Raw genomic sequence first — 24728 nt, forward strand, 5'->3', positions numbered from 1 at the left:
GGCGTTACTGGCACAATGGGGCCAACCAGGCCTGGGCGAGCAGCAGCACCACGGCGTAGCGCCCGCCCTTGGCCAGGGTGATCAGCAGAGTGGCCCGCCACCAGGACAGCCGGAAGATGCCGGCCAGCACGGTGAGCGGGTCGCCCACCACCGGCGCCCAGGAGAGCAGCAGGCTCCACTCGCCGAAGCGGTGGTACCAGCGCTCGGCCCGGGCCAGCCCTTGCGGCGAGGCGGGGAACCAGCGGCGGTCCTGGAAGCGCCGCGCGTAGCGCCCCATCCAGACGTTGATCAGGCTGCCCAGGGTGTTGCCGGCAGTGGCCACCAGCCACAGCATCAGCGCCGGCTCGCCCAGGCACCACAGCCGCGCCAGCCAGACCTCGGAGCCGCCGGGCAGCAGGGTGGCACTGACCAGCGCCACCGCAAACAGACTCAGCACGGACAACGCTCCCGGCAGGCCGCTCCGTTCGACAGATTCATGCGATAGGACCTCTCACCCTCATGACCACGACTCGCTCCCTTCCCAATGCGTTGACCATTGCCGGCTCCGACCCCAGCGGCGGGGCCGGCATCCAGGCCGACCTCAAGACCTTCTCGGCCCTGGGCGCCTACGGCACCAGCGTGATCACCGCCCTGACCGCCCAGAACACCCGCGGCGTCGTCGGCGTGCACCCGGTCCCGGCGGCGTTCATCGGCACCCAGCTCACTGCCCTGCTCGACGACGTGACCATCGACGCAGTGAAGATCGGCATGGTGGCCAGCCGCGACGTGGCCGAGACGATTCGCGACGCCCTCACCCGACGGCGACCGCGCTGGATCGTACTCGACCCGGTGATGGTGGCCAAGAGCGGCGATATCCTGGTGGATGACGCCGGCATCGCCGCGGTACGCGAGGTGCTGGTACCCCTGGCCGACCTGATCACCCCCAACCTGCCGGAAGCCGCCGTGCTGCTCGACTGCCCGGCTCCCGAAACACGCGACGGCATGCAGGCCCTGGCGCCGTCGCTCGCCGCACTGGGCGCCGGCGCCGTGCTGCTCAAGGGCGGTCACCTCGAGAGCGAGAGCTGCCCCGACCTGCTGATCCAGGGCAGCGCAACCCGCTGGCTGGAGGGGACGCGCATCGCCACCGCCAACCTGCATGGCACCGGCTGCACGCTCTCCTCGGCGATCACCGCCCGCCTGGCGCAGGGCGACGACCTGCCCAAGGCGGTGGCCGCCGCCAAGCGCTGGCTCGAGGCGGCGCTCAGTGCCAGCACGCGGCTTGACGTGGGACAAGGTCACGGCCCGGTACACCACTTCCACGCCTGGTGGTAGGCCGCCGGGCTTGCAGCCCGGCGACTCCCCACCCATGCTGAAGACGGCCCCGACGGGTTCGTTCTTGATGGGAGGGAGATACCATGACCCAGACCCTGCTGTTCGCCTGCGACCTCTCCGCCGAGAACCGCGCCGCCTTTGCCCGTGCCATTCGCCTGGCCGTGGACAGCGGCGCGCGTCTCGACGTCATCCATGTGCTGGACCCCTACCTCCCTCACCGGGTGCTGCACGACCTGGAAGAGGCCGTGGTGGACGACATGCAGGCCATGCTGACCGACATCCGCGAGGACTACGCCCTGCCCGAGCCGCGCACCCTGCTGCAGACGGTGGCCGGGGCCCCCTACGCCGAGATCATCCGCGAGGCTCACGACCGCGAGGTGGACATGATCATCCTCGGCGCCCACCGCAAGCGCGGCCAGCCGGACCTGGTCGCCGGCACCACCCTGGCGCGGGTGCTGCGCAGCGCCCCCTGCCCGGTGCTGTCGGTGAGCCAGCCCGCCAACCACGATTGGCAGGACATCCTGGTGCCGGTGGATTTCTCGCTGGCGACCCGCCATATCCTGCGCCAGACCCTCAAGCGCTTCCCCGAGGCGCGCCTCACCCTGCTGCACGCCTGGGATATTCCCGGCGAGCGGGAGCTGGGCTCCGACCGCGAATACGCCCGCTGGCGGGACCGCGAGGTGGAGCGCCTGCGCGGCCAGCTGGAGCGCGAGACCGACCAGCTGATGAGCGAGCTCGACGACGTCCCGGAGCTGGAGCTGGTGCTCGAGCAGGGCGACCCCCTGGAGGTGCTGCTGACCCGCCTGCGCCGCCAGCCGCCGGACCTGCTGGCACTGGGCAGCCGCGGCCAGCTGGGCCGCCAGAGCCATATCACCGAGGCGCTGCTCTCCGAGCCGCACTGCGACATCATGCTGTGCCGCGCCTGGTAGCGCCTGCGCTGCGGCCCGCCCGTGCTACCCTTGGCGGCGCTTGAAATGTCAGGGAGCACAGGATGAAAGCACTGATTCAGCGGGTCACCCAGGCCAGCGTGACCGTGAAGGGGAGCACCGTGGGCGCCATCGACCGGGGGCTGCTGGCCCTGGTGGGCGTGGAGAAGGGCGACGACGAGGCCGCCGCCGAGAAGCTGCTGCACAAGCTGCTGCACTACCGGGTGTTCGGCGACGCCGAGGACAAGATGAACCTCAACCTGCAGCAGGTGGAGGGGGGGCTGCTGCTGGTCTCCCAGTTCACCCTGGCCGCCGATACCCGCAAGGGGCTGCGCCCGAGCTTCTCCAGCGCCGCGCCGCCCGCCGAGGGCAAGCGGCTCTTCCACTACCTGCTCGAGCGAGCCCAGGCCGCCTGGCCCCGGGTCGAAAGCGGTGAGTTCGCCGCCGATATGCAGGTCTCGCTGATCAACGACGGGCCGGTGACCTTTCTGCTGGAGAGCTGAGTGCACCGAGCACCAGCAGCATGAGGGCGCCGGGGCAGGCCGAAAAGGAGGTCATTTGTCACGGATGAAAAATGTAGGGTTCTTCGCACTTTAGCGTGAACATGTTTGGCAAGTTTTATGGTGGGAGGCCGGCTCAGCCGGGCGAAGGCGCCGCCGGCGCCCCATGGGTAGCGCTGCGCGCTACTTCGCGAGCTGAAGTCGAGGCGTCGAACCGTCCCTCCCACAGAACCCACCAGTCTGCAAAGAACCAATGTGGCGCCCAGGGGTGGGGTCACAGCGCCTCCTCGTCGGTCCGGCGCCTGCCGCCGGATCAGCCGCATCCGATTAAGCCCCGCTTTCCAGCAGCTCCGCCTCCATGGTCTCCAGCGCCTCCTCGGCGGACAGCCACTCGGCTTCCAGGTCATCCAGGCGCGACTTGAGTTCGCCCTGGCGGGCCAGGGTGGCGGTCAGCTCCTCCTTGCGGGCGGCATCAGTATAGAGGTCGGCGTCGCCCAGCGCCTCCTCCACCGCGGCAAGCTCCCCCTGCACTTTCTCCATGGCCTGTTCGGCCCGGTCGCGCTGCTTCTTGAGCGGGCGCAGTTTCTCGCGCAGCTCGGCGGCGGCGCGCCGGGTCGCCTTACGATCCTCCTTGGCGACGCCGCCCTCCGCCTGACGCTCGGCCTTGTCGGCCCGAGCGTCGCGGCGCTCGTCCTCCAGCCGCGCCTTGAGCCAGGCGCGGTAGTCCTCCAGGTCGCCGTCGAAGGGCTCCACCCGATGGTCGGCCACCCGCCAGAACTCATCCACCGTGGCCCGCAGCAGGTGGCGGTCGTGAGAGACGATGATCACCGTGCCCTCGAAGGCCGCCAGCGCCTCGGTGAGGGCCTCGCGCATCTCCAGGTCCAGGTGGTTGGTGGGCTCGTCGAGCAGCAGCAGGTTGGGTTTCAGCCAGGCCACCAGCGCCAGGGCCAGGCGCGCCTTCTCGCCGCCGGAGAAACGCCCCACCTCGGCGAAGGCATCATCCCCCTGGAAGCCGAAGCCGCCGAGGAAGTTGCGGATGGTCAGGTCCGCCGCCGTGGGCGAGAGCCGCTGCACGTGCTGAAAAGGAGTCGCCGCCAGGTCGAGCCCCTCCAGCTGGTGCTGGGCGAAGTAGCCGATGGCCAGATGCTCGCCCGGGATGCGCCTGCCCGAGAGCAGCGGCAGCTCCCCGGTCAGCGACTTGATCAGCGTCGACTTGCCGGCGCCGTTGGGGCCCAGCAGCCCGATCCGCTGCCCCGGCAGCAGGGTCACCTTGACCCGGTCGAGCTGGACGTGCTCTGCCCCCGCCTCGTCGCGGTAGCCGAGCCGCGCCTCGTCCAGCACCAGCAGCGGATGCGAGGTCTTGTCGGCGGCGGGCAGGGTGAAATGAAACGGCGAGTCGGCATGGGCCATGGCGATGTCCCCCATGCGCTCGAGCATCTTCAGGCGGCTCTGAGCCTGGCGCGCCTTGGTGGCCTTGGCCCGGAAGCGCGCCACGAAGCGCTCGATCTCCTCCTTGCGGGCCTGCTGCTTGGCCGCCTCCGCCTGCTGCAGCGCCAGCTTCTCGGCTCGGGTCCGCTCGAAGGTGGTGTAGTTACCCCGGTAGAGCACCAGGCGCTGGCGATCGAAGTGGACGATGTGGTCGCACACCGCATCGAGGAAGTCGCGGTCGTGGGAGATCAGCAGCAGGGTGCCCGGATAGCGGGTCAGCCACTGCTCGAGCCACAGCAGAGCGTCCAAATCGAGGTGGTTGGTGGGCTCGTCGAGCAGCAGCACATCCGAGGGCATGAACAGGGTGCGCGCCAGGTTGACGCGCATCCGCCAGCCGCCGGAAAAATCCGACAGCGGGCGCGCCAGATCCGCCTGGGTGAAGCCCAGCCCCACCAGCAGCTGGGCGGCACGGGCCGGCGCGCTGTAGCCGTCGAGCGCCTCGATGGCGCCGTGCAGCTCGGCCTCCCGATGCGCCTCGCCCTGGGCCCGCGCGCGCTCCAGGGCCGCCTCGGTCCGGCGCAGCTCGCGGTCACCGTCGAGCACATAGTCAACGATGGCGCGATCCAGCGCCTCCACCTCCTGGGCCATATGGGCGATTCGCTGGCCGCCGCTCATCTCGATCTCGCCGCGGTCGGGAGCGAGCGTGCCCAGCAGCAGGCCGAACAGGCTCGACTTGCCGGCCCCGTTGGGACCGACGATGCCCGCCTTGTGGCCGGCGTGCAGGGTCAGGTCGGCTTCCTCGAGCAGGGTCTGGGTGCCGCGTTGCAGGGCGACCCGGCGCAGTGCAATCATGCAGACTCCAATGGCAGAAAGGAGGCTGCCGCGCTGGCGACAGCCGATCATGAACGACGATTCTACCGCAATGACCCCGGCCCTGCGGGCCCGTCTCGCCGCCGACCCACTGTGGGATTTTGCCCTGGCCCTCTATGCCCGCCCGGGCGTGGAAACCGCCTGCCTGCGCCTCCAGGATGAGGCCGGCCTCGATGTCTGCGAGCTGCTCTGGCACTGCTGGCTCTACCGACACGGCCTCGCGGTTGCGGGGGAGCCGGCGGCACTGGCACCGATCCGCGCCTGGCAGCGCGACGTCACCGCCGTGCTGCGCGGCCTGCGCCGCGAGCTGAAGCGCGCGGCCCGGGACCAGCCCGGAGTTGCCGAGGTCCGCGGTCGGCTCCAGCGCACCGAGCTTGCCGCCGAGCGCGAGACCCTGTCACGGCTGCAGGCGTTGAGCGAAAGCGGTCAGGGCATTTGCCGACTTTCAAGCCCCCCTCCCGGCCTCGAATCAACCCTGGCATCACGCTGGCAACTGCAGAAAAAACCTCAACTTCTGGCGCTGCAAACCCTCGAATGCCAGCTTGACCCTCCCCAGGGGCCACGCTAGCCTGAAATTACCTGTGCAGCCATTGCGGCTGATAGTCGCCTGTTGACGCAAGCTGTTTTCACGGGACTAAACCTGCGAGGAGAACATAAGAATGAAGGCAACCAAGCTGCTGACCACTGCCAGTATTGGCGCGCTGCTGTTCGGCATGTCTGCCGCCGCCCAGTCCGCCAACTGGCGCTATGCGCACGAGGAATTCGAGGGTGATGTCCAGGACGTCTTCGCCGTCGCCTTCAAGGAGTATGTCGAGGAAAACTCCGACAACACCGTGCAAATCTATCGCTTTGGCGAGCTCGGCGAGTCTGACGACATCATGGAGCAGACCCAGGCCGGCATCCTCCAGTTCGTCAACCAGTCACCCGGTTTCACCGGCGCGCTGATCCCCGAGGCGCAGATCTTCTTCGTGCCCTATCTGCTGCCGACCGATGAAGAAACCGTCATCGAGTTCTTCGACACCAGCGTCGCCATCAACGAGATGTTCCCAGAGCTCTACGCCGAGCAGGGTCTCGAGCTGCTCAAGATGTACCCGGAAGGCGAGATGGTCGTCACCGTCGACGAGCCCATCCGCACCCCGGAAGAGCTGCGCGGCAAGAACATCCGTATCATGACCAACCCGCTGCTCTCCGAGACCTACCGCGCCTTCGGCGCCACCCCGACGCCGCTGCCCTGGGGCGAGGTCTACGGCGGCCTGCAGACCGGCATCATCCAGGGTCAGGAGAACCCGATCTTCTGGATCGAGTCCGGCGGCCTCTACGAAGTCTCGCCGCACCTGGTGTTCACCGGCCACGGCTGGTTCACCACCGCCATGATGGCCAACCAGGACTTCTACAACGGCCTCTCGGAAGAGGAGCAGCAGCTGGTGCGTGATGCGGCCGAGGCCGCCTACGATCACACCATCGAGCACATCCAGGGCCTGGCCGAGGAGTCGCTGGCCAAGATCCAGGAGGCTTCCGACGAGGTCACCGTGACCCGCCTCAACGAGGAGGAGATCCAGGCCTTCCGCGAGCGTGCCCCGCAGGTCGAAGAGCGCTTCGTCGAGATGACCGGCGAGCGCGGTGCCGAGCTGCTCGAGCAGTTCAAGGCCGACCTGGAAGCCGTTACCGGCGAGTAAGCCCACGGGCCACTCACCGCTAGCGTGCAAGGGGGCAGCCGGCCGGCTGCCCCCTTGTGGTTCATACCGTAACTGCGCGGCAGCCAGCTGCCGCCTCTCGGCCAATCAGCGTTGAAGCATAAGGGCATGCGGCTCGCTACGGTTGCATACCCTTGGGCCAAGTGGACAGCCATTCATCGCTGCGCAGGGAAGCCCCTCAGGAGCCCGGTCTCATGACAGAAGAAGAATCCGAGAAGAACTACCGATCGACCCTCCCCGGTCCGCTAGGGATCGTCGACACCTGGATCAGCAAGGCGGAGTCGGTGATCCTGGCCATGGGCGTGATCCTGATGGCGATCAACACCATCGCCAACGTGATCAGCCGCTTCGCCCTCGGCGAAAGCCTGCACTTCTCCGAAGAGGTCAACCGCATCCTGATCGTGATGATCACCTTCGCCGGTATCGGCTATGCCGCTCGCCACGGGCGCCATATCCGCATGTCGGCCTTCTACGATGCGCTACCCACCGGCGGCCGGCGCGCCCTGATGATCTTCATCGCCCTGTTCACCTCGCTGGTGATGTTCGTGCTCTGCTACTACTCGATCGGCTACATCTCCACGGTCCAGTCTCGCGGCCGTGTCCTGCCTTCGCTGAGCATCCCGGTGTGGACCATCTACCTCTGGGTACCCGTCGGCTTCGCTATCACCGGCATCCAGTACCTGCTCACCGCCATCAAGAACCTCACCTCCCGTGACGTCTACCTGTCGACCCATGTGGTCGATGGCTACAAGGATACGGAAACGGAAGTCTGACGCCGGCCTCACGAGGAATACATCATGACTACAGTCATCGTCACCATCATGATCGTGTTGCTGCTGCTCGGCTTCCCGATGATGATCCCGCTGGCCACCGCCGCCTTCGTCGGTTTCTACATGACCTTCGGCGGCACCGGGCAGATGGAAACCCTGATCCAGCAGCTGATGGGAGGCATTCGCCCCACCGCGCTCATTGCCGTGCCCATGTTCATCCTGGCCGCCGACATCATGACCCGCGGCCAGTCGGCCAACCGCCTGATCAACATGGTCATGAGCTTCGTCGGCCACATCAAGGGCGGCCTGGCGGTCTCCACCGCGGCCTCCTGCACCCTGTTCGGCGCCGTCTCCGGCTCCACCCAGGCCACGGTGGTGGCGGTGGGCTCGCCGCTGCGTCCGCGCATGCTCAAGGCCGGTTACAAGGATCCCTTCACCCTGGCGCTGATCATCAACTCCAGCGACATCGCCTTTTTGATCCCGCCGAGCATCGGCATGATCATCTATGGGGTCATCTCCGGCACCTCCATCGGTGAGCTGTTCATCGCCGGTATCGGGCCGGGCCTGCTGATCCTGGCCATGTTCTCGGCCTACTGCGTGGTCTATGCCATCGTCAAGAAGGTGCCGACCGAACCTCGGTCCACCTGGAAGGAGCGCGCCCTGGCAGTCCGCGACGCCCTCTGGCCGCTGGGCTTCCCGGTGCTGATCGTCGGCGGGATCTATGGCGGGATCTTCAGCCCCACCGAAGCGGCCGCCGCCTGCGTGCTATATGCCGTGCTGCTGGAGTTCGTGGTATTCCGCTCGCTGAAGATGCAGGACATCTACACCATCGCCAAGTCCACCGGCCTGATCACCGCCGTGGTCTTTATTCTGGTGGCGGTGGGCAACGGGTTCTCCTGGATCATCTCCTTCGCCCAGATCCCCCAGGAAATCCTGTCCGCCGTCGGCATCCACGAGGCGGGGCCAACCGGCGTGCTGATCGCCCTCTGTGTGGCCTTTTTCGTGGCCTGTATGTTCGTCGATCCCATCGTGGTGATCCTGGTGCTGACACCGATCTTCGCGCCGGCCATCGCCGCCTCCGGCCTCGACCCGGTGCTGGTGGGCGTGCTGATCACCCTGCAGGTGGCGATAGGCTCGGCGACGCCACCCTTCGGGTGCGACATTTTCACCGCCATCGCCATCTTCAAGCGGCCCTACTGGGAGGTGATTCGCGGTACGCCACCCTTCGTGTTCATGCTGGTGCTGGCGGCGGTGCTTATCATCATGTTCCCGCAGATCGCCCTGTTCCTGCGCGACCTGGCCTTCCGCTGATCGATGTGGCTGACCCGATGTTGAGGAGATGGTAACGATGTTCAATCGGATACTGATACCGGTGGACGGCTCCAAGGGCGCCATGAAGGCGCTGGAAAAAGCCGTGGGACTGCAGCTGCTGACCGGCGCCGAGCTCTACATTCTGTGCGTGTTCAAGCACCACAGCCTGCTGGAGGCCTCGCTCTCCATGGTGCGGCCCGACAAGCTGGATATTCCCGACGACGCTCTCAAGGAGTACGCCACCGAGGTTGCCGTGCATGCCAAGAGCGAGGCGGTGGAGCTGGGGGCCGACCCCGCCAGGCTGCGTGCCTTCGTCAAGGGCGGGCGCCCCTCGCGCACCATCGTGCGCTTCGCCCGCAAGCGCGAGTGCGACCTGATCGTCATCGGCGCTCAGGGCACCAACGGCGAGAAGAGCCTACTGCTGGGCAGCGTGGCCCAGCGGGTGGCCGGCTCGGCCCACTGCCCGACCCTGGTGGTCTGACCCCCCCCCGGGCCGGCCACGCCCCCGCACGCCGCGGGTGCGGAACCGGCCCGGCCCTGCTAGAGTCCGACTATCGGAACGGCGCGCCCGGCAGCGGGGCGCCTCTCGATCCCTTCAACAAGGACTCTGCATGAAGCCTCTGCTGACTTCCACGCTTGCCCTGGCGCTGGCCGCCCCCTTGGCCATGGCCGCCCCCGAAACCGACGCAGAACGTCTCAGCTACAGCCTGGGCGCCGCCTACGGCCAGAGCATCATCCAGGACTTCGCCGATCTGGACGTCGACGCCTTCGCCGATGCCATCCGCGATGTCATCGCCGACAATGAACTGGCCATGAGCAACGAGGAGATGGCCGAAGCCCTGGCCCGCTTCCAGCAGGACGCCATGGCCAGCCGTCAGGCCGAGACCGAGCAGCTGGCCGAGCTCAACCTGGCCGAGGGGGAGGCCTTCCTGGCCGAAAATGCCGAACGCGACGAGGTCGAGGTCACTACCTCGGGCCTTCAGTACGAGGTGCTGGAAGCCGGCGATGGCGCAAGCCCCGGTCCCATGTCCGAGGTCGAGGTGCACTATGAGGGCATGCTGGTGGACGGTACGGTCTTTGACAGCTCCTTCGATCGCGGCGAGCCGGTCAGCTTCCGGGTCGACCAGGTGATCGAGGGCTGGCAGGAGGCCCTGCAGCTGATGAGCGCCGGCGACAGCTGGATGATCTACATTCCCGCCGAGCTCGCCTACGGCGCCCAGGGCCAGGGCCCCATCGGCCCCAACGAGACGCTGATCTTCCGAGTCGAGCTGCGGGAGGTGACGGACTGATCGCCTCGCTCAGAAGCCCGGTCCTGGCGCTGGTCGCCACGACCCTGCTGACGCCCCTGCCGGCGCTGGGCGACGAGCGCCCGGTCGAGTTGCCGCGGCTCGGCGCCGCTGGGGATGCCGTCAGCGTGATGGGCGTCTCCTCGGGGGGCTACATGGCCACCCAGCTGGCAGTGGCCTGGCCGGAGCGCTTCAGCGGGCTGGCCGTGCTGGGCGCCGGCCCCTGGAGCTGTGCCCAGGGCGGGCTGGGTCGCGCCCTGGGACAGTGCATGTCGACGCGCCGTGGCCCCCCCGACCTCGACGAGATCAACCTGCGCCTGCGCGACTATCAGGCCAGGGGACTGGTGGGCGAGGCGACCAACCTGGCCGCACTGCGCGCCTTCGTCTGGCACGGCGAAGCGGATACCGTCGTGGCGCCGGCGCTGGGGGAAGCGCTGAGCGAGCAGCTGGCAGGCTGGCTGGCCAGCCCCGGCGGGCAGCTGAAGCACGTGCTGCAGCCCGATGCCGGCCACGGCTGGCCGGTGCCGCTGCGCGACGCCATCCCACCGCGCCACCTGGCGGACTGTCGCAGCGGTGGCGGTACCCACCTGCTGGCCTGCGGCCTGGACGTTGCCGGCGAAGCGCTGAGCTGGCTGCACGGCGAGCTGTCGCCGCCGGTCACGGAAGATGATAGCGCCCGCCTCGAGCCTTTCGATCAGGCTGACTACGCCGTCCGGGGGCTGGGCGAAGTGGGCTATCTGCTGATTCCCGAGGGCTGCGAGGCGGGGGGCTGCGACCTGACCCTGGCCCTACACGGCTGCGGGATGGACAGTGAACAGATCGGCGAGGCGTTCGTGAGGCACAGCGGACTCAATGCGTGGGCCGCCGCCAATCGCCGCCTGGTGCTCTATCCCCAGGCCGAAACCAGCCTTGCCAATCCCCAGGGCTGCTGGGACTGGTGGGGCTTCGCCGAGAGCAGCTGGCAGCTCGACCCGCTCCACGATACCCGGGAAGGGACCCAGGTCAGGGCGCTGATGGCCATGCTCGACCGCCTGATGGAAGCGCCCGACGACGACCGCCGCTGACGCCCGGGCCATCGCCTGGGACGCTATCTCAGCCCGTGCCCAGCTGGCTCTCCAGCGCCGAGCGCAGGGCATGCGGCGTCGGCGAATAGAGCACCCGCTGGCGAATTTCACCGTGACGGTCCACCAGGTAGAGCGACGAGCTGTGGTCGATGGTGTACTCCAGCGCCGAGTCCGGCGCTTCGACACGGCGCCGCACCACCCCGTAGCGCTCCATGACGTCGGCGAGCTCGGCATCGCTGCCGGTCGCGCCGATGAACTCATCGCCGAAGTAGCCGGCGTACTCGCGCAGTCGTTCGACGGTATCGCGCTCGGGGTCCACCGTGATCATCAGCGGCACCACCCGGTCGCGATAGGGCTCATCCAGCTGCTGCATGACCTGCCGCACCACCGCCATGCTGATCGGGCATACATCGGGACAGTAGGTGTAGCCGAAGAACATCACCGCCAGCTGGTCTTCCTCGAGCTGGGCCAGCGAGAAGTCGCCCTGAGTCGAAGCCAGCTCCACCGGCCCGCCCTGCGGCTCGCCGCTCTCCCCGCCCTGCTGCTGGTACCAGCCATAGCCGCCGAGGGCGACGACCAGCACGACAGCGACACCCAGTGCCGCCCAGATCCCTTGTCGCTTCATGGTCTACTCCGCTCCACCTCGAAATCGAATCGGCCGCCAAGCCGCTCCCCTGTCGTCTCCACCACCACGCGGGCCTGCCAGGGCATCACCGCCTGGGTGCAGATGGCTACCTGCCCCAGCCCCTGGAAGCGACCGTCTTCCTGGCGCTCCAGGGGGAAGCGGTGCAAGCCCATGTCCATGTCGCGGCCGACGAAGTCCACGTGCACGGCGCTGGCCTCCATGCCCTCCAGGGTCACCGTCAGCGGCAGCGGCTCCAGCGCCCGAATGCCGTTCGGCGTCGCCACCGAGAGACTTATCGCTCGGCCCTCCCCCAGGGTCGCCGTACAGGCCGAATCGTGCAAGTCACAGGCGGCGTCACCGCTGGCCCAGCTGACCGCCTGGCCGTCGCGCACCAGATGAGCGGCAAGATACCATAGCGCCACGCCCAGGGTGATCAGGGTGGCCAGCATCATCAGGCGCAGCCTCGGGAAACGGGGTGCGGCGGTCTCATGCAGTGAGGAGGAGCTCATGACGGCGAAAGCAGCACTTCAATGAAGGGGGACAGAGGGTAAGCTTAACAGCATTTGCTCCCGACCGACCGTGAGCAGATGTCGCAGCCAAGGACCAAGGAGAACGACATGGATAGCGTCTTGGGCGCACTGGGCCCCCTGTTCCTGCTGATCCTGCTCGGCTACCTGCTGGGCTGGCTAAGGCAGCCCGGCGACGACTTCTGGCCACAGCTGGAGCGGCTGATCTATTTCCTGCTGTTTCCCGCCATGCTGGTCGCCACCCTGGCCACCGCCGACGTTGCCCAGGTGCCGGTGACCCGGCTGGCCCTGACGCTGCTGGGCGCCATGCTCGCCTTCGGCGCACTGCTCTGGGTGACGCGCCGCAGGCTGGCCCTCGAGCCTGCCGCCTTCACCTCGGTCTTCCAGGGCGCCCTGCGCTTTAACACCTATGTAGGGGTGGCCGGGGCCGCCGCCCTGCATGGCGCTCCCGGCGCTACCGTGGCGGCGGTAGCCGTGGCGCTGATGGTGCCAGTGGTCAACGTGCTGTGCGTGGCCAGCTTCATCGCCGCCGGCACCCTGGGCCCCTCCAGCCTGGGCAAGAGTCTCGCCGCCCTGGTACGCAACCCACTGATCCTGGCCTGCCTGCTGGGCATCGCCCTGAACCTGACCGGCATCGGCCTGCCCGGCTGGAGCGGTGCCACGGTGGAGCTGCTGGGCCGCGCCGCGCTGCCCCTGGGGCTGGTGGCCGTCGGGGTCGCGCTGCGACCCCGCGCCCTGATGCGGCTGGACCGCGGCGTCTGGGCCGCCAACCTGGTCAAGCTGGTGCTGATGCCGACCCTGGTGCTGGCCCTGGCCCTGGTGCTGGGGCTGGATGCCGTGAGCCGCGACGTGGCGCTGCTGTTCGCCGCCCTGCCCACCGCCACCTCGGCCTATATCCTGGCCCGCCAGCTGGGCGGCGACGCCGAGCTGATGGCCGCGCTGATCACTGGCCAGACGCTGCTGGCCATGGCAACGCTGCCGCTATGGCTGCAGCTGGCGGGATAGATAAAAAATATTCGCATTTGCTTTGACAAAGGTAATGAGAATGGATTACAGTAAGGGCGTGGCGTTGATGAGGCGCCACACCCATGAGGGAAGCCGTCAGTTTCCCTCCATGGTTTCTCCCCCCTCATTGCTAGTCACGGTCTTGCCTGCGCCCTCCCCGAGGGCGCTTTTTTTTGCTGCGCTGAAAAAGACGACGGCCCGCAGAATGAACTGCGGGCCATCGTTGTCAGGAGGAGCAGCGGCGGCGGTTCAATCGACCCGGCGGTAGATCAGGTCCCAGACCCCGTGCCCGAGCTTCTCGCCGCGGGCCTCGAACTTGGTCAGCGGCCGAAACTCGGGCCGCGGCACATAGGGGGCGGTGTCCGGCGCGGCGGTATTGGCATAGCCCGGCGCGGCGTCCATCACCTCGGCCATCCACTCGGCATAGGCCTGCCAGTCGGTGGCCATGTGCAGGGTGCCCCCGGGCTTGAGCCGGGTGCGAATCAGCGCCACGAAGGCGGGCTGCACGATGCGCCGCTTGTGGTGCTTCTTCTTCGGCCAGGGGTCGGGGAAAAACAGCTGCAGGGTGTCGAGGCTCGCCTCGGGCAGACACTCCTCGAGCACTCGCAGGGCGTCCTCGCGATAGACGCGCAGGTTGGTCAAGCCGCGCTTGTCGGCCTCGTCGAGCAGCTTGCCAACGCCCGGGGCGTGCACCTCGATGCCGATGAAGTCGGTATCGGGATGGGTCTCGGCCTGCTCGATCAGCGAGGCGCCCATGCCAAAGCCAATCTCCACCACCCGCGGCGCCCGCCGCCCGAACAGCGCATCCAGGTCCTGCCGACCATCCGCCAGGGTGAGCCCCAGCCGGGGCCAGACCTCCTCGAGGCCTCGGGTCTGAGCCTGGGTCATGCGCCCGGCGCGCAGCACATAGCTCTTGATACCGCGGCGGTGCAGGGGGGCCTCCGGCCCTTCCGGGCCGGTGGTCGAGGGGCTGTCTTGGCGCGAGGGGTCAGTCATGGGGCAGTCGGGACTCTCGTTCTGGACGCTCGTTCTGGGCTTGTGATCGGCCACTCAGCCGTTGATCCGGCCGGTGAAGGGGGAGGAGGGATCGGCGCTCTGGCGGCGCGGCATGCGCCCGGCCAGGAAGGCCTCGCGCCCCGCCTCGACGGCCTTTCTCATGGCGCTGGCCATCAGTACCGGCTGGCGTGCGTGGGCAATGGCCGAGTTCATCAGCACGCCGTCGCAGCCCAGCTCCATGGCCATGGCAGCATCCGAGGCGGTGCCGATCCCGGCGTCCACCAGCACCGGCACGCCGGCCTGCTCGATGATCAGGCGGATGTTGTGAGGGTTCTGGATGCCGTGGCCGGAGCCGATCAGCGAGCCCAGCGGCATGATCGCGCAGCAGCCCAGCCGCTCGAGCTCACGGGCGACGATAGGATCGTCGCTGGTGTAGACCATGACGTCGAAGCCGTCGGCGATCAGCTCCTCGGCGGCCTTGAGGGTCTCCACCACGTTGGGATAGAGGGTGCCGTCGTCGCCCAGCACCTCGAGCTTGACCAGCCGATGGCCGTCGAGCAGCTCGCGCGCCAGCTTGCAGGTGCGCACCGCGTCCTTGGCCGTGTAGCAGCCGGCGGTGTTGGGCAGCAGGGTGAAGCGCTCCGGCGGCACCACGTCGAGCAGATTGGGCTCGCCGGCCTCCTGCCCCAGATTGGTGCGGCGCACGGCGAAAGTGACCACCTCGGCGGCGGAGGCGGCAATGGCCTCGGCGGCCTCGTCGAAGTCCTTGTACTTGCCGGTTCCGACCAGCAACCGGGAGGCGAATTCACGCCCGGCGACGCGCAGCGGCTGGTCCTGAAAGATGTCTGTCATCGAGTGTGCCTTTGTCTAATGATCGGAGTAGGGCGAATCCAGCGGCTCGATTTATCCGCCGCCGATGGCGTGGACGATCTCGACCCGGTCTCCCTCCCTCAGGCGCACCGCCTCGTGCTCGCTTTTCGGCACGATGTCCTCGTTGAGTTCCACGGCGATGCGTCGGCCACTCAGGCCCAGGGTCGCGACCAGCTGCGCCACCGTGAGGTCGGCGGCCAGGTCGCGGGGCTCGCCGTTGAGCTGAATCTGCATGGCGTCCTCTCTGCGTTGACGACTGTCGCGGCCCCACATTGTAGCCGGTTCGGCGCCACCGGGGTACGGTGAGCCGCACTGCCCAGCGGGGAGTCCCACTGGCAGGGGCGCTGATCAGTCCGAGTCCGGCAGCACATAGGTGGCCGTCACCAGCGCCACCGGGGCCTCGTCGCCGGCCGAGTAGAGCTGCACCTCGCCCACCGCCAGGCGGCGCCCCAGCTTGAGCAGTCGCGCATTGGCGATCACGTCGCGATCGCCCCGGGGCCGACGCAGGAAGCGGCAGTGCAGGTCGCTGGTCACGGCCATGGGCTCGGGGCCGATCTGGGCGAGGATCGCCACGTAGAGGCAGACATCCGCCAGCCCCATGAGGGTGGGACCGGAAACGCTCGCCCCGGGGCGCAGGTGCTCATCCTCGATGGCCAGGCTCATGGTGGCTCGCATATGGTCGACCCCCTCGATGGTCCCGGCGCGTTGCGGGAAGACCTCATCGAGAAAATCCTCGATGGCGGCGGCGGTCATCACGGTCATGGGCGGGCTCCTTGCGTGGGGGTCAGCGATAACTCGTCAACATAACCGAAAGCGCCCCGAGCAGATACCCGGGGCGCCCCTCGAACCTCGAACCTCGAACCTCGAACCTCGAACCTCGAACCTCGAACCTCGAACCTCGCCGATTTTTTCGGTTCTTCGCAGACTGGCGTGAACGGGCTATGTGGGAGGGAGCTTCAGCTCGCGAAGTAGCGCGCAGCGCTACCCATGGGGCGCCTCCGGCGCCTTCGCCCGGCAGAGCCGGCCTCCCACCACCAAACCTGCCAAACATGTTCACGCAAAAGTGTGATGAACCATTATTTCGCCTTGTGCACGGCGCGCCAGTGGTGCAGCAGCGGCTCGGTGTAGCCGGACGGCTGCTCGCGCCCCTTGAAGATCAGGTCGCTGGCGGCCTGGAAGGCGGTGGAGCCGGCGAAGTCCGCGCTCATCGGCGTGTAGGTGGGATCGTCGGCATTCTGCTCGTCGACCACCTTGGCCATGCGCTCCAGGGTCGCACGGACGCGCTCGGCGTCCACCACCCCGTGGTGCAGCCAATTGGCGATGTGCTGGCTGGAGATCCGCAGGGTCGCGCGGTCCTCCATCAGGCCGACGTTGTGGATATCCGGCACCTTGGAGCAGCCCACGCCGTGCTCGACCCAGCGCACCACGTAGCCGAGGATCCCCTGGCAGTTGTTGTCGAGCTCCTGCTGGACCTCCTCGTCGGACCAGCTGGCCTCGGCAGCCACCGGCACGGTGAGCAGTTCATCGAGGTAGTCCGGCTCGCCCAGCCCCTCCAGTTCGCGCTGCACCTCGATGACGCTCACCTGATGGTAGTGCAGGGCGTGCAGGGTGGCCGCGGTGGGCGAGGGCACCCAGGCGGTGTTGGCACCGGCCTTGGGGTGGCCGATCTTCTGCTCGAGCATGGCGGCCATCAGGTCCGGCATGGCCCACATGCCCTTGCCGATCTGGGCGTGGCCGCGCAGGCCGCAGGCCAGGCCAACCTGGACGTTGTTCTTCTCGTAGGCGCCGATCCAGGCGGCCCCCTTCATGTCGCCCTTGCGGATCATCGGGCCCGCTTCCATGGCGGTGTGCATCTCGTCGCCGGTGCGGTCCAGGAAGCCGGTGTTGATGAACACCACCCGGGAGGCGGCCTCGTTGATACACGCCTTGAGATTGACGGTGGTGCGGCGCTCCTCGTCCATGATGCCCATCTTCAGGGTGTCGCGGGCCATGCCCAGCAGGTCCTCGACGCGGCCGAACAGCTCGTTGGAGAAGGCCACTTCTTTCGGACCGTGCATCTTCGGTTTGACGATGTAGACGGAGCCCTCGCGGGAGTTGCGCGGCTCGCCTTCACCCTTCTTCAGGTCGTGCAGGGCGATCAGGCCGGTGACGATGCCATCGAGGATGCCCTCGGGCAGCTCGTTGCCCTCGGCGTCGAGCACCGCCGGATTGGTCATCAGGTGGCCGACGTTGCGCACGAACATCAGCGAGCGGCCCGGCAGGGTCAGCTTGCCGCCGTCCGGGGCGGTGTACTCGCGGTCGTCGCTGAGGCGACGGGCGACGGTCTTGCCGCCCTTCTCGACCTGCTCTTCCAGATCGCCCTTCATCAGCCCCAACCAGTTGCGATAGACCCCGACCTTGTCCTCGGCATCCACCGCCGCCACTGAGTCCTCGCAGTCCATGATGGCGGTCAGCGCCGCCTCCACCACCAGGTCCTTGACGCCGGCCGGGTCGGTCTTGCCGATGGGATGCTCGGGGTCGATCTGGATCTCCAGATGCAGGTCGTGATTGACCAGCAGGATGGCCTCCGGACGTGCGGCATCGCCGCGGTAGCCCACCAGTTTGCCGGGCGACTTGAGGCCGGTCTCACGACCGCCCTCCAGGGTCACCACCAGATGGCCGTCACGCAGCGCGTACTTGACGGCGTCGCGGTGGGAGCCGGTGGCCAGCGGGGCGGCGCGGTCCAATACGCCGCGAGCGTAGGCGATCACCTTCTCGCCGCGCTTGGGGTTGAAGCTCGCACCTTTCTCGGCACCGTCCTCCTCCGAGATGGCGTCGGTGCCGTAGAGGGCGTCGTAGAGACTGCCCCAGCGGGCGTTGGCGGCGTTCAGCGCATAGCGGGCATTGCTCACCGGCACCACCAGCTGCGGACCGGCCTGCACGGCAATCTCGCGGTCGACGCCCGCGGTGGTCACCTTGACCTGGGCCGGCGGGTCCACCAGATAGCCGATCTCCTTCAGGAAGGCACGGTAGCCGGCCATGTCGCCTACCGGGCCGGGGTGCTCGCGGTGCCAGGCGTCGAGCCGCTCCTGCAGGCGCTGACGCTCATCGAGCAGCTCGCGGTTCTTGGGTGTCAAATCATGAAAGAGCGCATCCACGCCGGCCCAGAAGGCGTCGGCGTCGATACCGGTGCCCGGAAGGGCCTGGTCGTTGATAAAGCGGTCCAGTTCAGCGGCCACCTGGAGACGATGGCGAGTGACGCGTTCGGACATGGGAAGTCTCCTCGTGCGTGGCGGCCGTTCCTGCCTCGGCCAGCCGCATGTCGTGGGATGATACCACTGCGAAGGCGCCAATTTTGTGGAAAACTGTTCCATCTGTAAACCCGGGGGAGGGTCTACCCTACTAGACATAGGGCGAAGGCCCGACTTTCTGACCAATTGGACAGGATCCGTCCTCCTTTTTCGAATAGACGCTATCCCGACGGCCCCGTCGGTCGCTAGGATTCAAGGAAAGCACGTGTTGACCCGCTGGAGGACGCCATGACCGACTTCACCGCGCTGCAGGCCCTGGGGCCGGTCGCTCCCTTCGTCAACGAGCGCGGGCAGCCGCTGGACGATTACCTGCAGCACTACGGGCTGGCGCCGCTGCTCACCGAGCACGTGGGGCTCTACGTCGGCTACCTGGACACGGCGCGATTCCAGCTCTGGACCCAGGTCTGGAGCCCCCGGGAAGCCGTGGGTACGGCCTTCGTGGTGCACGGCTACTTCGACCACTTGGGGCTCTATCGCCACCTGCTGGAGCAACTGCTGGAGCGCCGCTGGCGGGTGGTGCTGTGGGACCTGCCGGGCCACGGCCTCTCCAGCGGCCGGCGCGCCTGCATCGACGACTTCGGCGACTACGGCGACTGCCTGCGGGCGCTTCAGGACCAGCTCAGCGACCGGGGGCTGGCACCACGCCCCTGGCTCGGCGTCGGCCAGAGCACCGGCGCGGCGATTCTGGCCACCGATGCCCTGAGCCGTCCCGACGACGGTCACTGGTCGGGGCTGGCCCTGCTGGCCCCCCTGGTGCGCCCTTGGGGCTGGTCGCAGTCGAGCTGGCTGCACCTGTTGATGGGCCCCTTCGTTCGCACCCTGCCTCGCCGCTTTCACGAGAACTCTACCGACGCCGAGTTCGCCGCCTTCCTGCGCGAGCAGGACCCGCTGCAGCCCGAGCACCTGTCGGTCAACTGGGTCAGCGCCATGCGTCGGTGGATGCCCGAGCTGCTGGCGCTGCCGCCCAGCCACGTGCCGACCCTGATCCTGCAGGGCGAGCAGGACCTGACCGTCGACTGGGAGTGGAACCTGTCGGTGCTCGCGCAGAAATTTCCCCAGGCGCGCATTCACCGCCACCCCGAGGCGCGCCATCACCTGGTCAACGAGGCCGAGCCGATTCGCCAGGCCCTGTTCACGGCGCTGGACGATTTCATTGGCGACCTGGAGCCCCGCGCTGACCGCGCGGCGGGCGACCCGTGAGAGCGCTCGCCCTCGCCCTGTCGACGGCACTGCTGCTGGCCGGCTGCGCCGCACCGCCGCCGGAGCCCGATCCGGTGCGCCGGGCGCTGCTGAACCTCAGCGAGCGGGCCGCCGAGCGGGTGATGGACGTGGCCGAGCTTCAGCCCCCCAGCGATCAGGTGCTGCTGCTGCCGCGCCCCGAGGTGGACAGCGATCTGGAGATCGACACCGAGCGCTTTCTCGAAAGCCTGACCCGCGGCCTGCTCAGCGCTACGTCCGGCCCCCAGGTGCTGGACTGGCACGACGACATGGCCGGCGAAGGCAGCGCCCAGCACTGGTGGCTGGCGAGCCGGCTGGAAGCCACAAGCCCCCGACTGCGCCTCTCGGACCGCGACCTGCTGCCCTACCGACTGACGCTGACGCTGCAGCGCCCCGACGCGGAGGCCGCCGTCTGGCAGACCGAGATCGAGGGCGCCTTCGACGCCACGGCGCTATAGCCGCGCATTCCCGTCGCCCGCCCCTCTCAGCCTTGCCGGAGCTGGCGATCCAGCTGCCGATAGCCGATGGCCTCCATCAGCTCGTCCCGCTCGGGACGCGGCTTGCCGGCCAGGTCGGCGAGGGTCAGCGCCACGCGCAGCACCCGGTGATAGGCCCGCGCCGAGAGCTTGAGCCGCTCCAGCACCCCGGCCAGCCAGGTGCGATCCGCCGTGGACAGGGCGCAGGCGGCCTCCAGCGCGCGGCTGCCCAGGTGGGCGTTGAGCGCGCCCCGGGCATACTGCCGCTCGCGCGCCGCCATCACCCGCTCGCGCACGCTGGCCGAACTCTCCCCGGTCTCGCGGGCGGTCAGCTGCTCCGGCGGTAGCGCCGGCACCTCCACCTGCAGGTCGATACGGTCGAGCAGCGGGCCGGAGAGCCGAGACTGATAGCGCTGGATCTGGGCGGCGGTACAGTGGCAGGCCTGGCGGGGATCACCCAGGTGGCCGCAGGGGCACGGATTCATGGCTGCCACCAGCTGGAAACGGGCCGGGAAGCGTCGCTCATGGCTGGCCCGGGCGATGTGGATACGCCCGGACTCCATCGGCTCGCGCATCACCTCCAGCACATGGCGGCTGAACTCGGGCAGCTCATCGAGGAACAGCACCCCGTGATGGGCCAGCGAAATCTCGCCCGGGCGCGGCCAGGAGCCGCCCCCCACCAGAGCCACGGCGCTGGCGGTGTGGTGCGGGGCGCGAAAGGGGCGCCGGCCCCACTGATCGGCCAGCGACAGGCCGCACACCGAGCGGATCGCCGCCACCTCAAGCGCTTCGTCCTCGGTGAGCGGCGGCAGGATCCCCGGCAGGCGGCTGGCGAGCATGGTCTTGCCGGTCCCGGGCGGACCGGAAAACAATAGGTTATGCGACCCGGCCGCAGCGATCTCCAGGGCACGGCGCGCCTGGTGCTGCCCGCGCACCTCGGCCAAGTCAGCGTCGATCGTGGCGGCCAAGGGCGGCACGGCAAGACGGTGCGCCTCTATCGGCGTCTGCCCCAGCAGATGCGCCACCACCTCCAGCAGGTGATCCGCGGGCAGTACCTGAAGGTCCCCGGCCAGGGCCGCCTCATCGGCGTTCTCCCGCGGCACGATCAGCTTGCGGCCGGCCTGGCGGGCGGCGAGTGCCAGCGGCAGCACCCCGCTGATCGGTCGCAGCCGGCCGTCCAGCGCTAGCTCGCCCACGCTCTCGACCCCCGAGAGCGCCTCCACTGGGAGCTGGCCGGAGGCGACCAGGATGCCCAGGGCGATGGGCAGATCGAAGCGCCCGCCGACCTTGGGCAGGTCGGCGGGCGCCAGATTGAGCACGATACGGCGAGTATTGGGAAAGTCGAAGCCGGCATTGAGGAGGGCGCTGCGCACCCGCTCACGGCTCTCCTTGACGGCGGCCTCGGGCAGGCCCACCAGGGTCATGCCCGGCAGGCCGTTGGCCAGATGGACTTCTACCAGCACCTCGGGCGCTTCCAGCCCCAGGCCGGCACGGGTGGCGATGATGGCCAGCGTCATGCGGTCCCTCGCAGTCGGTGGTAACGCCCTCAGCGTAGCAGCCCCCTCCCCGGGCCGCCCACGCCTCGCTTAGCGGCCGGTCTCGCCCGCGCCGGCGTCCTCCTCGGGTGCCGGGGGCGTGGCATCGGCGGCGGGCTCGCCGGCGCGGGCATCGAGCGCCTGCTCCAGGGCGGCGACCTGCTGCTCCAGCGCCTCGACGCGAATGCGCGTGCGCTGCAGCACATCCATCAGGATGTCGAAATCCTCCCGGGATACCAGCTCCAGCCGGTCGAAGGCGCCGCGCACCACCTGCTGAACCCCTTTCTGGAACTCCTCCGGCGCCTGGGACGCTCCCTGCAGGCGCTCGCCCAGCTGCTGGGCCAGGCGGCTGATGTGGTCATGACTCACCATGCTGATCTCTCCCGATGCGATAAATGACTGCCTACAGGATACGCAAGGCCCGGCGGCCACGCATTCCCCGTGATGCTCCGCCAGGCCCATCGCGGATCGTCTGCCCTCCTCGCCCCTCGCTATTCACACGGCAACCGCCCCGGATGCCCCGTCATGAGGCAGCTGCACCCGCACCCGGCACCGGCCTGGTGCATTCGCGCCGGCTCCGCCTCCCCGCGGACGGCGACCACGCCCCCCGTAAATGGGCAACACCATGAAAGTAATGACGTAAAACGGCAGGTGGCACGAATCTGGCTTGGCAGCATTAGCGAACCCTCGGGCGGCCGCCGCCGCCCTGCCATACCGTCCAGGAGATTCGAGATGAAACTCATCACCGCCATCATCAAGCCGTTCAAGCTCGACGACGTCCGCGAGGCGCTGGCCGACAACGGCGTCCAGGGCATCACCGTCACCGAGGTCAAGGGCTTTGGCCGCCAGAAGGGCCATACCGAGCTCTACCGCGGCGCCGAGTACGTGGTCGACTTCCTGCCCAAGGTCAAGGTCGAGGTCGCCGTGGACGACTCGCGGCTCGAGAGCGTGCTCGACGCCATCTGCAGCGCCGCCAACAGCGGCAAGATCGGCGACGGCAAGGTCTTCGTCACCCCGCTGGAGGACGTGATCCGTATCCGCACCGGTGAACGCGGCGCCGAAGCCGTCTGATCACCGGACTTTTTCTGAGCCATGGAGACATTCCAATGACGGAACTCACCGAACTGAGCTATGCGCTCGATACCTTCTACTTTCTGATCTGCGGCGTGCTGGTGATGTGGATGGCCGCCGGCTTCTCGATGCTCGAGGCCGGCCTGGTGCGCTCCAAGAACACCGCCGAGATCCTCACCAAGAACATCGCCCTGTTCGCCATCGCCTGCACCATGTACCTGCTGGTCGGCTACTACATCATGTACTCGAGCAGCGCCGGGGGCCTGCTGCCCAACCTGGGCTTCCTGCTCGGCGGCGAAAACAGCGTGGATGCGGTGCTGGCCGGCGGCGACGACGCCCCCTACTACTCCATGCGGGCCGACTACTTCTTCCAGGTGGTGTTCGTGGCCACCGCCATGTCCATTGTCTCCGGGGCCGTGGCCGAGCGCATGAAGCTGTGGGCCTTCCTCGCCTTCGCCGTGGTCATGACCGGCTTCATCTACCCGGTATCCGGCTACTGGACCTGGGGCGAGGGCTGGCTCGATGAGCTCGGCTTCGCTGACTTTGCCGGCTCCGGCATCGTCCACATGGCGGGCGCCTCCGCGGCCCTGGCCGGCGTGCTGATCCTTGGCCCGCGCAAGGGCAAGTACGGCAAGGACGGCAGCATCTACGCCATTCCCGGCGCCAACCTGCCGCTGGCCACCCTGGGCACCTTCATCCTGTGGATGGGCTGGTTCGGCTTCAACGGCGGCTCCGAGCTCAAGGTCTCCGACGTCGACTCCGCCAACAACGTCGCCCAGGTGCTGGTCAACACCAACGCCGCCGCCGCCGGCGGGGTGATCGCCGCCCTGGTCCTGGCCAAGCTGTGGTTCCGCAAGGCCGACCTGACCATGGCGCTGAACGGTGCGCTAGCCGGCCTGGTGGCCATCACCGCCGAACCCCTGGCCCCCTCGGCGCTGGCTGCCACCCTGATCGGCGGCGTGGGCGGCGCCATCGTGGTGGCCTCCATCGTCGGTCTCGACAAGCTGAAGATCGACGACCCGGTCGGCGCCATCTCGGTGCACGGCGTGGTCGGCATCTGGGGCCTGCTCGCCGTGCCTCTGACCAATGCCGACGCCAACTTCGGCGCCCAGATCATCGGCGGCCTGGCGATCTTCGCCTGGGTCTTCGCTGCCAGCCTGGTGGTATGGCTGGTGCTCAAGGCGGCCATGGGCATCCGCGTCAGCGAAGAAGAGGAGTACGAGGGCGTCGACCTGGCCGAGTGCGGCATGGAGGCCTATCCCGAGTTCCGCGCCGCCAGCGTGCAGGGTGGCGGCACCGGCCGCGGCACCGGCGGCCATACCGCGCAGCCGAAGGCGCCGGTTCAGGGCAAGCCGCGCACCGAATAGCACCAAGCAGTAGCCTGTCTCTTGAAGGCCCCTTCGGGGGCCTTTTTTCTTCACCGCCTACGCAGTGTATGCTTTAGCCCAACGCGCTCCACCGCCAAGACGGGCTGCGACCCGCGAGCCCCGCCCCGGACAAAGAGGAAACAACCATGAAACTGGTGACCGCCATCATCAAGCCGTTCAAGCTCGACGACGTCAGGGAGTCACTCTCCGAAATCGGCGTCCAGGGCATCACCGTCACCGAGGTCAAGGGCTTCGGCCGCCAGAAGGGCCATACCGAGCTCTACCGCGGCGCCGAGTACGTGGTCGACTTCCTGCCCAAGGTGAAGGTCGAGATCGCCGTGGACGACGAGATGTCGGAGAAGGTGATCGATGCCATTACCCAGGTCGCCAATACCGGAAAAATCGGCGACGGCAAGATCTTCGTCACTCCGCTGGAGCAGGTCATCCGGATTCGCACCGGGGAAACCGACAAGGACGCCGTCTGACAGCCGTAAGCTGTAAGCGAAGAGCCCAGCCCAGGTAGCTACCAGACGCAGAAAACCCCACCGGCGCCGATGGGGTTTTCTTATGGCTTGAAGCTTATAGCTC

General features: G+C 68.0%; 27 protein-coding genes. 16 read left to right on the plus strand and 11 right to left on the minus strand.

Annotation, left to right across the window (positions count from 1 at the left end; translation table 11 throughout):
- Positions 1–4: 4 nt before the first annotated feature.
- Positions 5–436 carry a YqaA family protein gene (locus ACZIYR_RS18170; protein ID WP_473031745.1) on the minus strand — a complete coding sequence of 144 codons (432 nt, stop codon included), beginning with the start codon at positions 434–436 and terminating at the stop codon, positions 5–7.
- A gap of 62 nt (positions 437–498) precedes the next feature.
- Here ACZIYR_RS18170 and thiD point away from each other — a divergent pair, with 62 nt between their 5' ends.
- The 3 genes from thiD to dtd all read left to right on the plus strand — a co-directional run bounded on the left by thiD (position 499) and on the right by dtd (position 2740).
- Complete coding sequence (thiD, locus tag ACZIYR_RS18175; RefSeq protein ID WP_483527631.1) at positions 499–1311, plus strand: bifunctional hydroxymethylpyrimidine kinase/phosphomethylpyrimidine kinase; 813 nt, start codon at positions 499–501, stop codon at positions 1309–1311.
- An 83-nt stretch (positions 1312–1394) separates the two neighbouring features.
- Complete coding sequence (locus ACZIYR_RS18180; protein ID WP_483527632.1) at positions 1395–2240, plus strand: universal stress protein; 846 nt, start codon at positions 1395–1397, stop codon at positions 2238–2240.
- 62 nt (positions 2241–2302) lie between these two features.
- Positions 2303–2740 carry a D-aminoacyl-tRNA deacylase gene (dtd, locus tag ACZIYR_RS18185; protein ID WP_483527633.1) on the plus strand — a complete coding sequence of 146 codons (438 nt, stop codon included), beginning with the start codon at positions 2303–2305 and terminating at the stop codon, positions 2738–2740.
- Between the two features lie 324 nt (positions 2741–3064).
- Here the strand turns inward: dtd and ACZIYR_RS18190 are convergent, their stop codons facing one another.
- Positions 3065–5017 (minus strand): ATP-binding cassette domain-containing protein, encoded by a 1953-nt coding sequence (locus tag ACZIYR_RS18190; RefSeq protein ID WP_483527634.1) that lies wholly within the window; start codon positions 5015–5017, stop codon positions 3065–3067.
- Between the two features lie 49 nt (positions 5018–5066).
- Here ACZIYR_RS18190 and ACZIYR_RS18195 point away from each other — a divergent pair, with 49 nt between their 5' ends.
- The 7 genes from ACZIYR_RS18195 (at position 5067) to ACZIYR_RS18225 (ending at position 11160) form a co-directional block, all read left to right on the plus strand.
- Positions 5067–5603: a TIGR02444 family protein gene (locus ACZIYR_RS18195; protein WP_483527635.1), complete on the plus strand. Its 537-nt coding sequence runs from the start codon at positions 5067–5069 to the stop codon at positions 5601–5603.
- A 91-nt stretch (positions 5604–5694) separates the two neighbouring features.
- Positions 5695–6711, plus strand: a complete 1017-nt coding sequence (locus ACZIYR_RS18200) for a TRAP transporter substrate-binding protein (protein WP_483527636.1) — start codon at positions 5695–5697, stop codon at positions 6709–6711.
- A 212-nt stretch (positions 6712–6923) separates the two neighbouring features.
- Positions 6924–7502 carry a TRAP transporter small permease gene (locus ACZIYR_RS18205; protein ID WP_483527637.1) on the plus strand — a complete coding sequence of 193 codons (579 nt, stop codon included), beginning with the start codon at positions 6924–6926 and terminating at the stop codon, positions 7500–7502.
- Positions 7503–7526: 24 nt separating this feature from the next.
- A complete protein-coding gene (locus ACZIYR_RS18210; RefSeq protein WP_473031750.1) occupies positions 7527–8810 on the plus strand; it encodes a TRAP transporter large permease in 1284 nt (427 codons plus the stop codon).
- 37 nt (positions 8811–8847) lie between these two features.
- Entirely contained in the window at positions 8848–9291 is a 444-nt protein-coding gene (locus tag ACZIYR_RS18215; protein WP_473031751.1) for a universal stress protein, read from the plus strand.
- A 130-nt stretch (positions 9292–9421) separates the two neighbouring features.
- The gene (gene bamJ, locus ACZIYR_RS18220) at positions 9422–10099 is read left to right on the plus strand and encodes a BamJ family beta-barrel-assembly machinery protein (protein WP_473031752.1); all 678 of its coding nucleotides are present in this window, start codon (positions 9422–9424) and stop codon (positions 10097–10099) included.
- An 89-nt stretch (positions 10100–10188) separates the two neighbouring features.
- Entirely contained in the window at positions 10189–11160 is a 972-nt protein-coding gene (locus tag ACZIYR_RS18225; protein ID WP_483527638.1) for an alpha/beta hydrolase family protein, read from the plus strand.
- A gap of 28 nt (positions 11161–11188) precedes the next feature.
- Here the strand turns inward: ACZIYR_RS18225 and ACZIYR_RS18230 are convergent, their stop codons facing one another.
- Positions 11189–11785 carry an SCO family protein gene (locus ACZIYR_RS18230; RefSeq protein WP_473031754.1) on the minus strand — a complete coding sequence of 199 codons (597 nt, stop codon included), beginning with the start codon at positions 11783–11785 and terminating at the stop codon, positions 11189–11191.
- Positions 11782–12294, minus strand: coding sequence for a hypothetical protein (locus tag ACZIYR_RS18235; protein WP_483527639.1), 513 nt, complete (start codon positions 12292–12294; stop codon positions 11782–11784). The genes ACZIYR_RS18230 and ACZIYR_RS18235 overlap by 4 nt, the downstream gene beginning before the upstream one ends.
- 108 nt (positions 12295–12402) lie before the next feature.
- Here ACZIYR_RS18235 and ACZIYR_RS18240 point away from each other — a divergent pair, with 108 nt between their 5' ends.
- Positions 12403–13317 carry an AEC family transporter gene (locus ACZIYR_RS18240; protein WP_473031757.1) on the plus strand — a complete coding sequence of 305 codons (915 nt, stop codon included), beginning with the start codon at positions 12403–12405 and terminating at the stop codon, positions 13315–13317.
- A 249-nt stretch (positions 13318–13566) separates the two neighbouring features.
- Here the strand turns inward: ACZIYR_RS18240 and trmB are convergent, their stop codons facing one another.
- The 5 genes from trmB to ACZIYR_RS18265 form a co-directional block, all read right to left on the minus strand.
- Positions 13567–14313: a tRNA (guanosine(46)-N7)-methyltransferase TrmB gene (gene trmB / locus ACZIYR_RS18245; protein ID WP_483527640.1), complete on the minus strand. Its 747-nt coding sequence runs from the start codon at positions 14311–14313 to the stop codon at positions 13567–13569.
- A gap of 54 nt (positions 14314–14367) precedes the next feature.
- Entirely contained in the window at positions 14368–15165 is a 798-nt protein-coding gene (locus ACZIYR_RS18250) for a thiazole synthase (protein WP_483527641.1), read from the minus strand.
- 51 nt (positions 15166–15216) lie between these two features.
- Positions 15217–15417, minus strand: coding sequence for a sulfur carrier protein ThiS (thiS, locus tag ACZIYR_RS18255; RefSeq protein WP_473031760.1), 201 nt, complete (start codon positions 15415–15417; stop codon positions 15217–15219).
- 114 nt (positions 15418–15531) lie between these two features.
- On the minus strand, positions 15532–15945 hold the full coding sequence (locus ACZIYR_RS18260) for a PaaI family thioesterase (RefSeq protein WP_483527642.1): 414 nt from the start codon (positions 15943–15945) through the stop codon (positions 15532–15534).
- Between the two features lie 314 nt (positions 15946–16259).
- Positions 16260–18434, minus strand: a complete 2175-nt coding sequence (locus ACZIYR_RS18265; protein WP_483527643.1) for a malate synthase G — start codon at positions 18432–18434, stop codon at positions 16260–16262.
- Positions 18435–18701: 267 nt separating this feature from the next.
- Between ACZIYR_RS18265 and ACZIYR_RS18270 the strand changes: the two genes are divergently transcribed.
- Together ACZIYR_RS18270 and ACZIYR_RS18275 are read left to right on the plus strand one after the other, a co-directional pair.
- Positions 18702–19673 (plus strand): alpha/beta hydrolase, encoded by a 972-nt coding sequence (locus ACZIYR_RS18270; protein ID WP_483527644.1) that lies wholly within the window; start codon positions 18702–18704, stop codon positions 19671–19673.
- Entirely contained in the window at positions 19670–20149 is a 480-nt protein-coding gene (locus ACZIYR_RS18275; RefSeq protein ID WP_483527645.1) for a hypothetical protein, read from the plus strand. Before ACZIYR_RS18270 ends, ACZIYR_RS18275 begins: the two co-directional genes overlap by 4 nt.
- A 26-nt stretch (positions 20150–20175) precedes the next feature.
- On the opposite strand, the gene ACZIYR_RS18280 is transcribed toward ACZIYR_RS18275, so the two are convergent.
- The gene (locus ACZIYR_RS18280; protein WP_483527646.1) at positions 20176–21684 is read right to left on the minus strand and encodes a YifB family Mg chelatase-like AAA ATPase; all 1509 of its coding nucleotides are present in this window, start codon (positions 21682–21684) and stop codon (positions 20176–20178) included.
- Between the two features lie 69 nt (positions 21685–21753).
- A complete protein-coding gene (locus tag ACZIYR_RS18285) occupies positions 21754–22074 on the minus strand; it encodes an accessory factor UbiK family protein (RefSeq protein ID WP_473031764.1) in 321 nt (106 codons plus the stop codon).
- 360 nt (positions 22075–22434) lie between these two features.
- Between ACZIYR_RS18285 and ACZIYR_RS18290 the strand changes: the two genes are divergently transcribed.
- From ACZIYR_RS18290 to glnK, 3 genes are all read left to right on the plus strand, one after another.
- Positions 22435–22773 carry a P-II family nitrogen regulator gene (locus ACZIYR_RS18290; RefSeq protein WP_209474746.1) on the plus strand — a complete coding sequence of 113 codons (339 nt, stop codon included), beginning with the start codon at positions 22435–22437 and terminating at the stop codon, positions 22771–22773.
- 35 nt (positions 22774–22808) lie between these two features.
- A complete protein-coding gene (locus tag ACZIYR_RS18295) occupies positions 22809–24140 on the plus strand; it encodes an ammonium transporter (protein WP_483527647.1) in 1332 nt (443 codons plus the stop codon).
- Positions 24141–24286: 146 nt separating this feature from the next.
- On the plus strand, positions 24287–24625 hold the full coding sequence (gene glnK, locus ACZIYR_RS18300; RefSeq protein ID WP_473031766.1) for a P-II family nitrogen regulator: 339 nt from the start codon (positions 24287–24289) through the stop codon (positions 24623–24625).
- The last annotated feature ends 103 nt before the right edge of the window (positions 24626–24728 follow it).

Source organism: Billgrantia sp. NRB1, assembly GCF_056921725.1.

Coding starts and splice junctions, on each gene's coding strand:
- thiD (WP_483527631.1), top strand. CDS start 499: ATGACCACGACTCGCTCCCTTCCCAATGCGTTGACCATTGCCGGCTCC.
- ACZIYR_RS18180 (WP_483527632.1), top strand. CDS start 1,395: ATGACCCAGACCCTGCTGTTCGCCTGCGACCTCTCCGCCGAGAACCGC.
- dtd (WP_483527633.1), top strand. CDS start 2,303: ATGAAAGCACTGATTCAGCGGGTCACCCAGGCCAGCGTGACCGTGAAG.
- ACZIYR_RS18190 (WP_483527634.1), bottom strand. CDS start 5,017: ATGATTGCACTGCGCCGGGTCGCCCTGCAACGCGGCACCCAGACCCTG.
- ACZIYR_RS18195 (WP_483527635.1), top strand. CDS start 5,067: ATGAACGACGATTCTACCGCAATGACCCCGGCCCTGCGGGCCCGTCTC.
- ACZIYR_RS18200 (WP_483527636.1), top strand. CDS start 5,695: ATGAAGGCAACCAAGCTGCTGACCACTGCCAGTATTGGCGCGCTGCTG.
- ACZIYR_RS18205 (WP_483527637.1), top strand. CDS start 6,924: ATGACAGAAGAAGAATCCGAGAAGAACTACCGATCGACCCTCCCCGGT.
- ACZIYR_RS18210 (WP_473031750.1), top strand. CDS start 7,527: ATGACTACAGTCATCGTCACCATCATGATCGTGTTGCTGCTGCTCGGC.
- ACZIYR_RS18215 (WP_473031751.1), top strand. CDS start 8,848: ATGTTCAATCGGATACTGATACCGGTGGACGGCTCCAAGGGCGCCATG.
- bamJ (WP_473031752.1), top strand. CDS start 9,422: ATGAAGCCTCTGCTGACTTCCACGCTTGCCCTGGCGCTGGCCGCCCCC.
- ACZIYR_RS18230 (WP_473031754.1), bottom strand. CDS start 11,785: ATGAAGCGACAAGGGATCTGGGCGGCACTGGGTGTCGCTGTCGTGCTG.
- ACZIYR_RS18235 (WP_483527639.1), bottom strand. CDS start 12,294: ATGAGCTCCTCCTCACTGCATGAGACCGCCGCACCCCGTTTCCCGAGG.
- ACZIYR_RS18240 (WP_473031757.1), top strand. CDS start 12,403: ATGGATAGCGTCTTGGGCGCACTGGGCCCCCTGTTCCTGCTGATCCTG.
- trmB (WP_483527640.1), bottom strand. CDS start 14,313: ATGACTGACCCCTCGCGCCAAGACAGCCCCTCGACCACCGGCCCGGAA.
- ACZIYR_RS18250 (WP_483527641.1), bottom strand. CDS start 15,165: ATGACAGACATCTTTCAGGACCAGCCGCTGCGCGTCGCCGGGCGTGAA.
- thiS (WP_473031760.1), bottom strand. CDS start 15,417: ATGCAGATTCAGCTCAACGGCGAGCCCCGCGACCTGGCCGCCGACCTC.
- ACZIYR_RS18260 (WP_483527642.1), bottom strand. CDS start 15,945: ATGACCGTGATGACCGCCGCCGCCATCGAGGATTTTCTCGATGAGGTC.
- ACZIYR_RS18265 (WP_483527643.1), bottom strand. CDS start 18,434: ATGTCCGAACGCGTCACTCGCCATCGTCTCCAGGTGGCCGCTGAACTG.
- ACZIYR_RS18270 (WP_483527644.1), top strand. CDS start 18,702: ATGACCGACTTCACCGCGCTGCAGGCCCTGGGGCCGGTCGCTCCCTTC.
- ACZIYR_RS18280 (WP_483527646.1), bottom strand. CDS start 21,684: ATGACGCTGGCCATCATCGCCACCCGTGCCGGCCTGGGGCTGGAAGCG.
- ACZIYR_RS18285 (WP_473031764.1), bottom strand. CDS start 22,074: ATGGTGAGTCATGACCACATCAGCCGCCTGGCCCAGCAGCTGGGCGAG.
- ACZIYR_RS18290 (WP_209474746.1), top strand. CDS start 22,435: ATGAAACTCATCACCGCCATCATCAAGCCGTTCAAGCTCGACGACGTC.
- ACZIYR_RS18295 (WP_483527647.1), top strand. CDS start 22,809: ATGACGGAACTCACCGAACTGAGCTATGCGCTCGATACCTTCTACTTT.
- glnK (WP_473031766.1), top strand. CDS start 24,287: ATGAAACTGGTGACCGCCATCATCAAGCCGTTCAAGCTCGACGACGTC.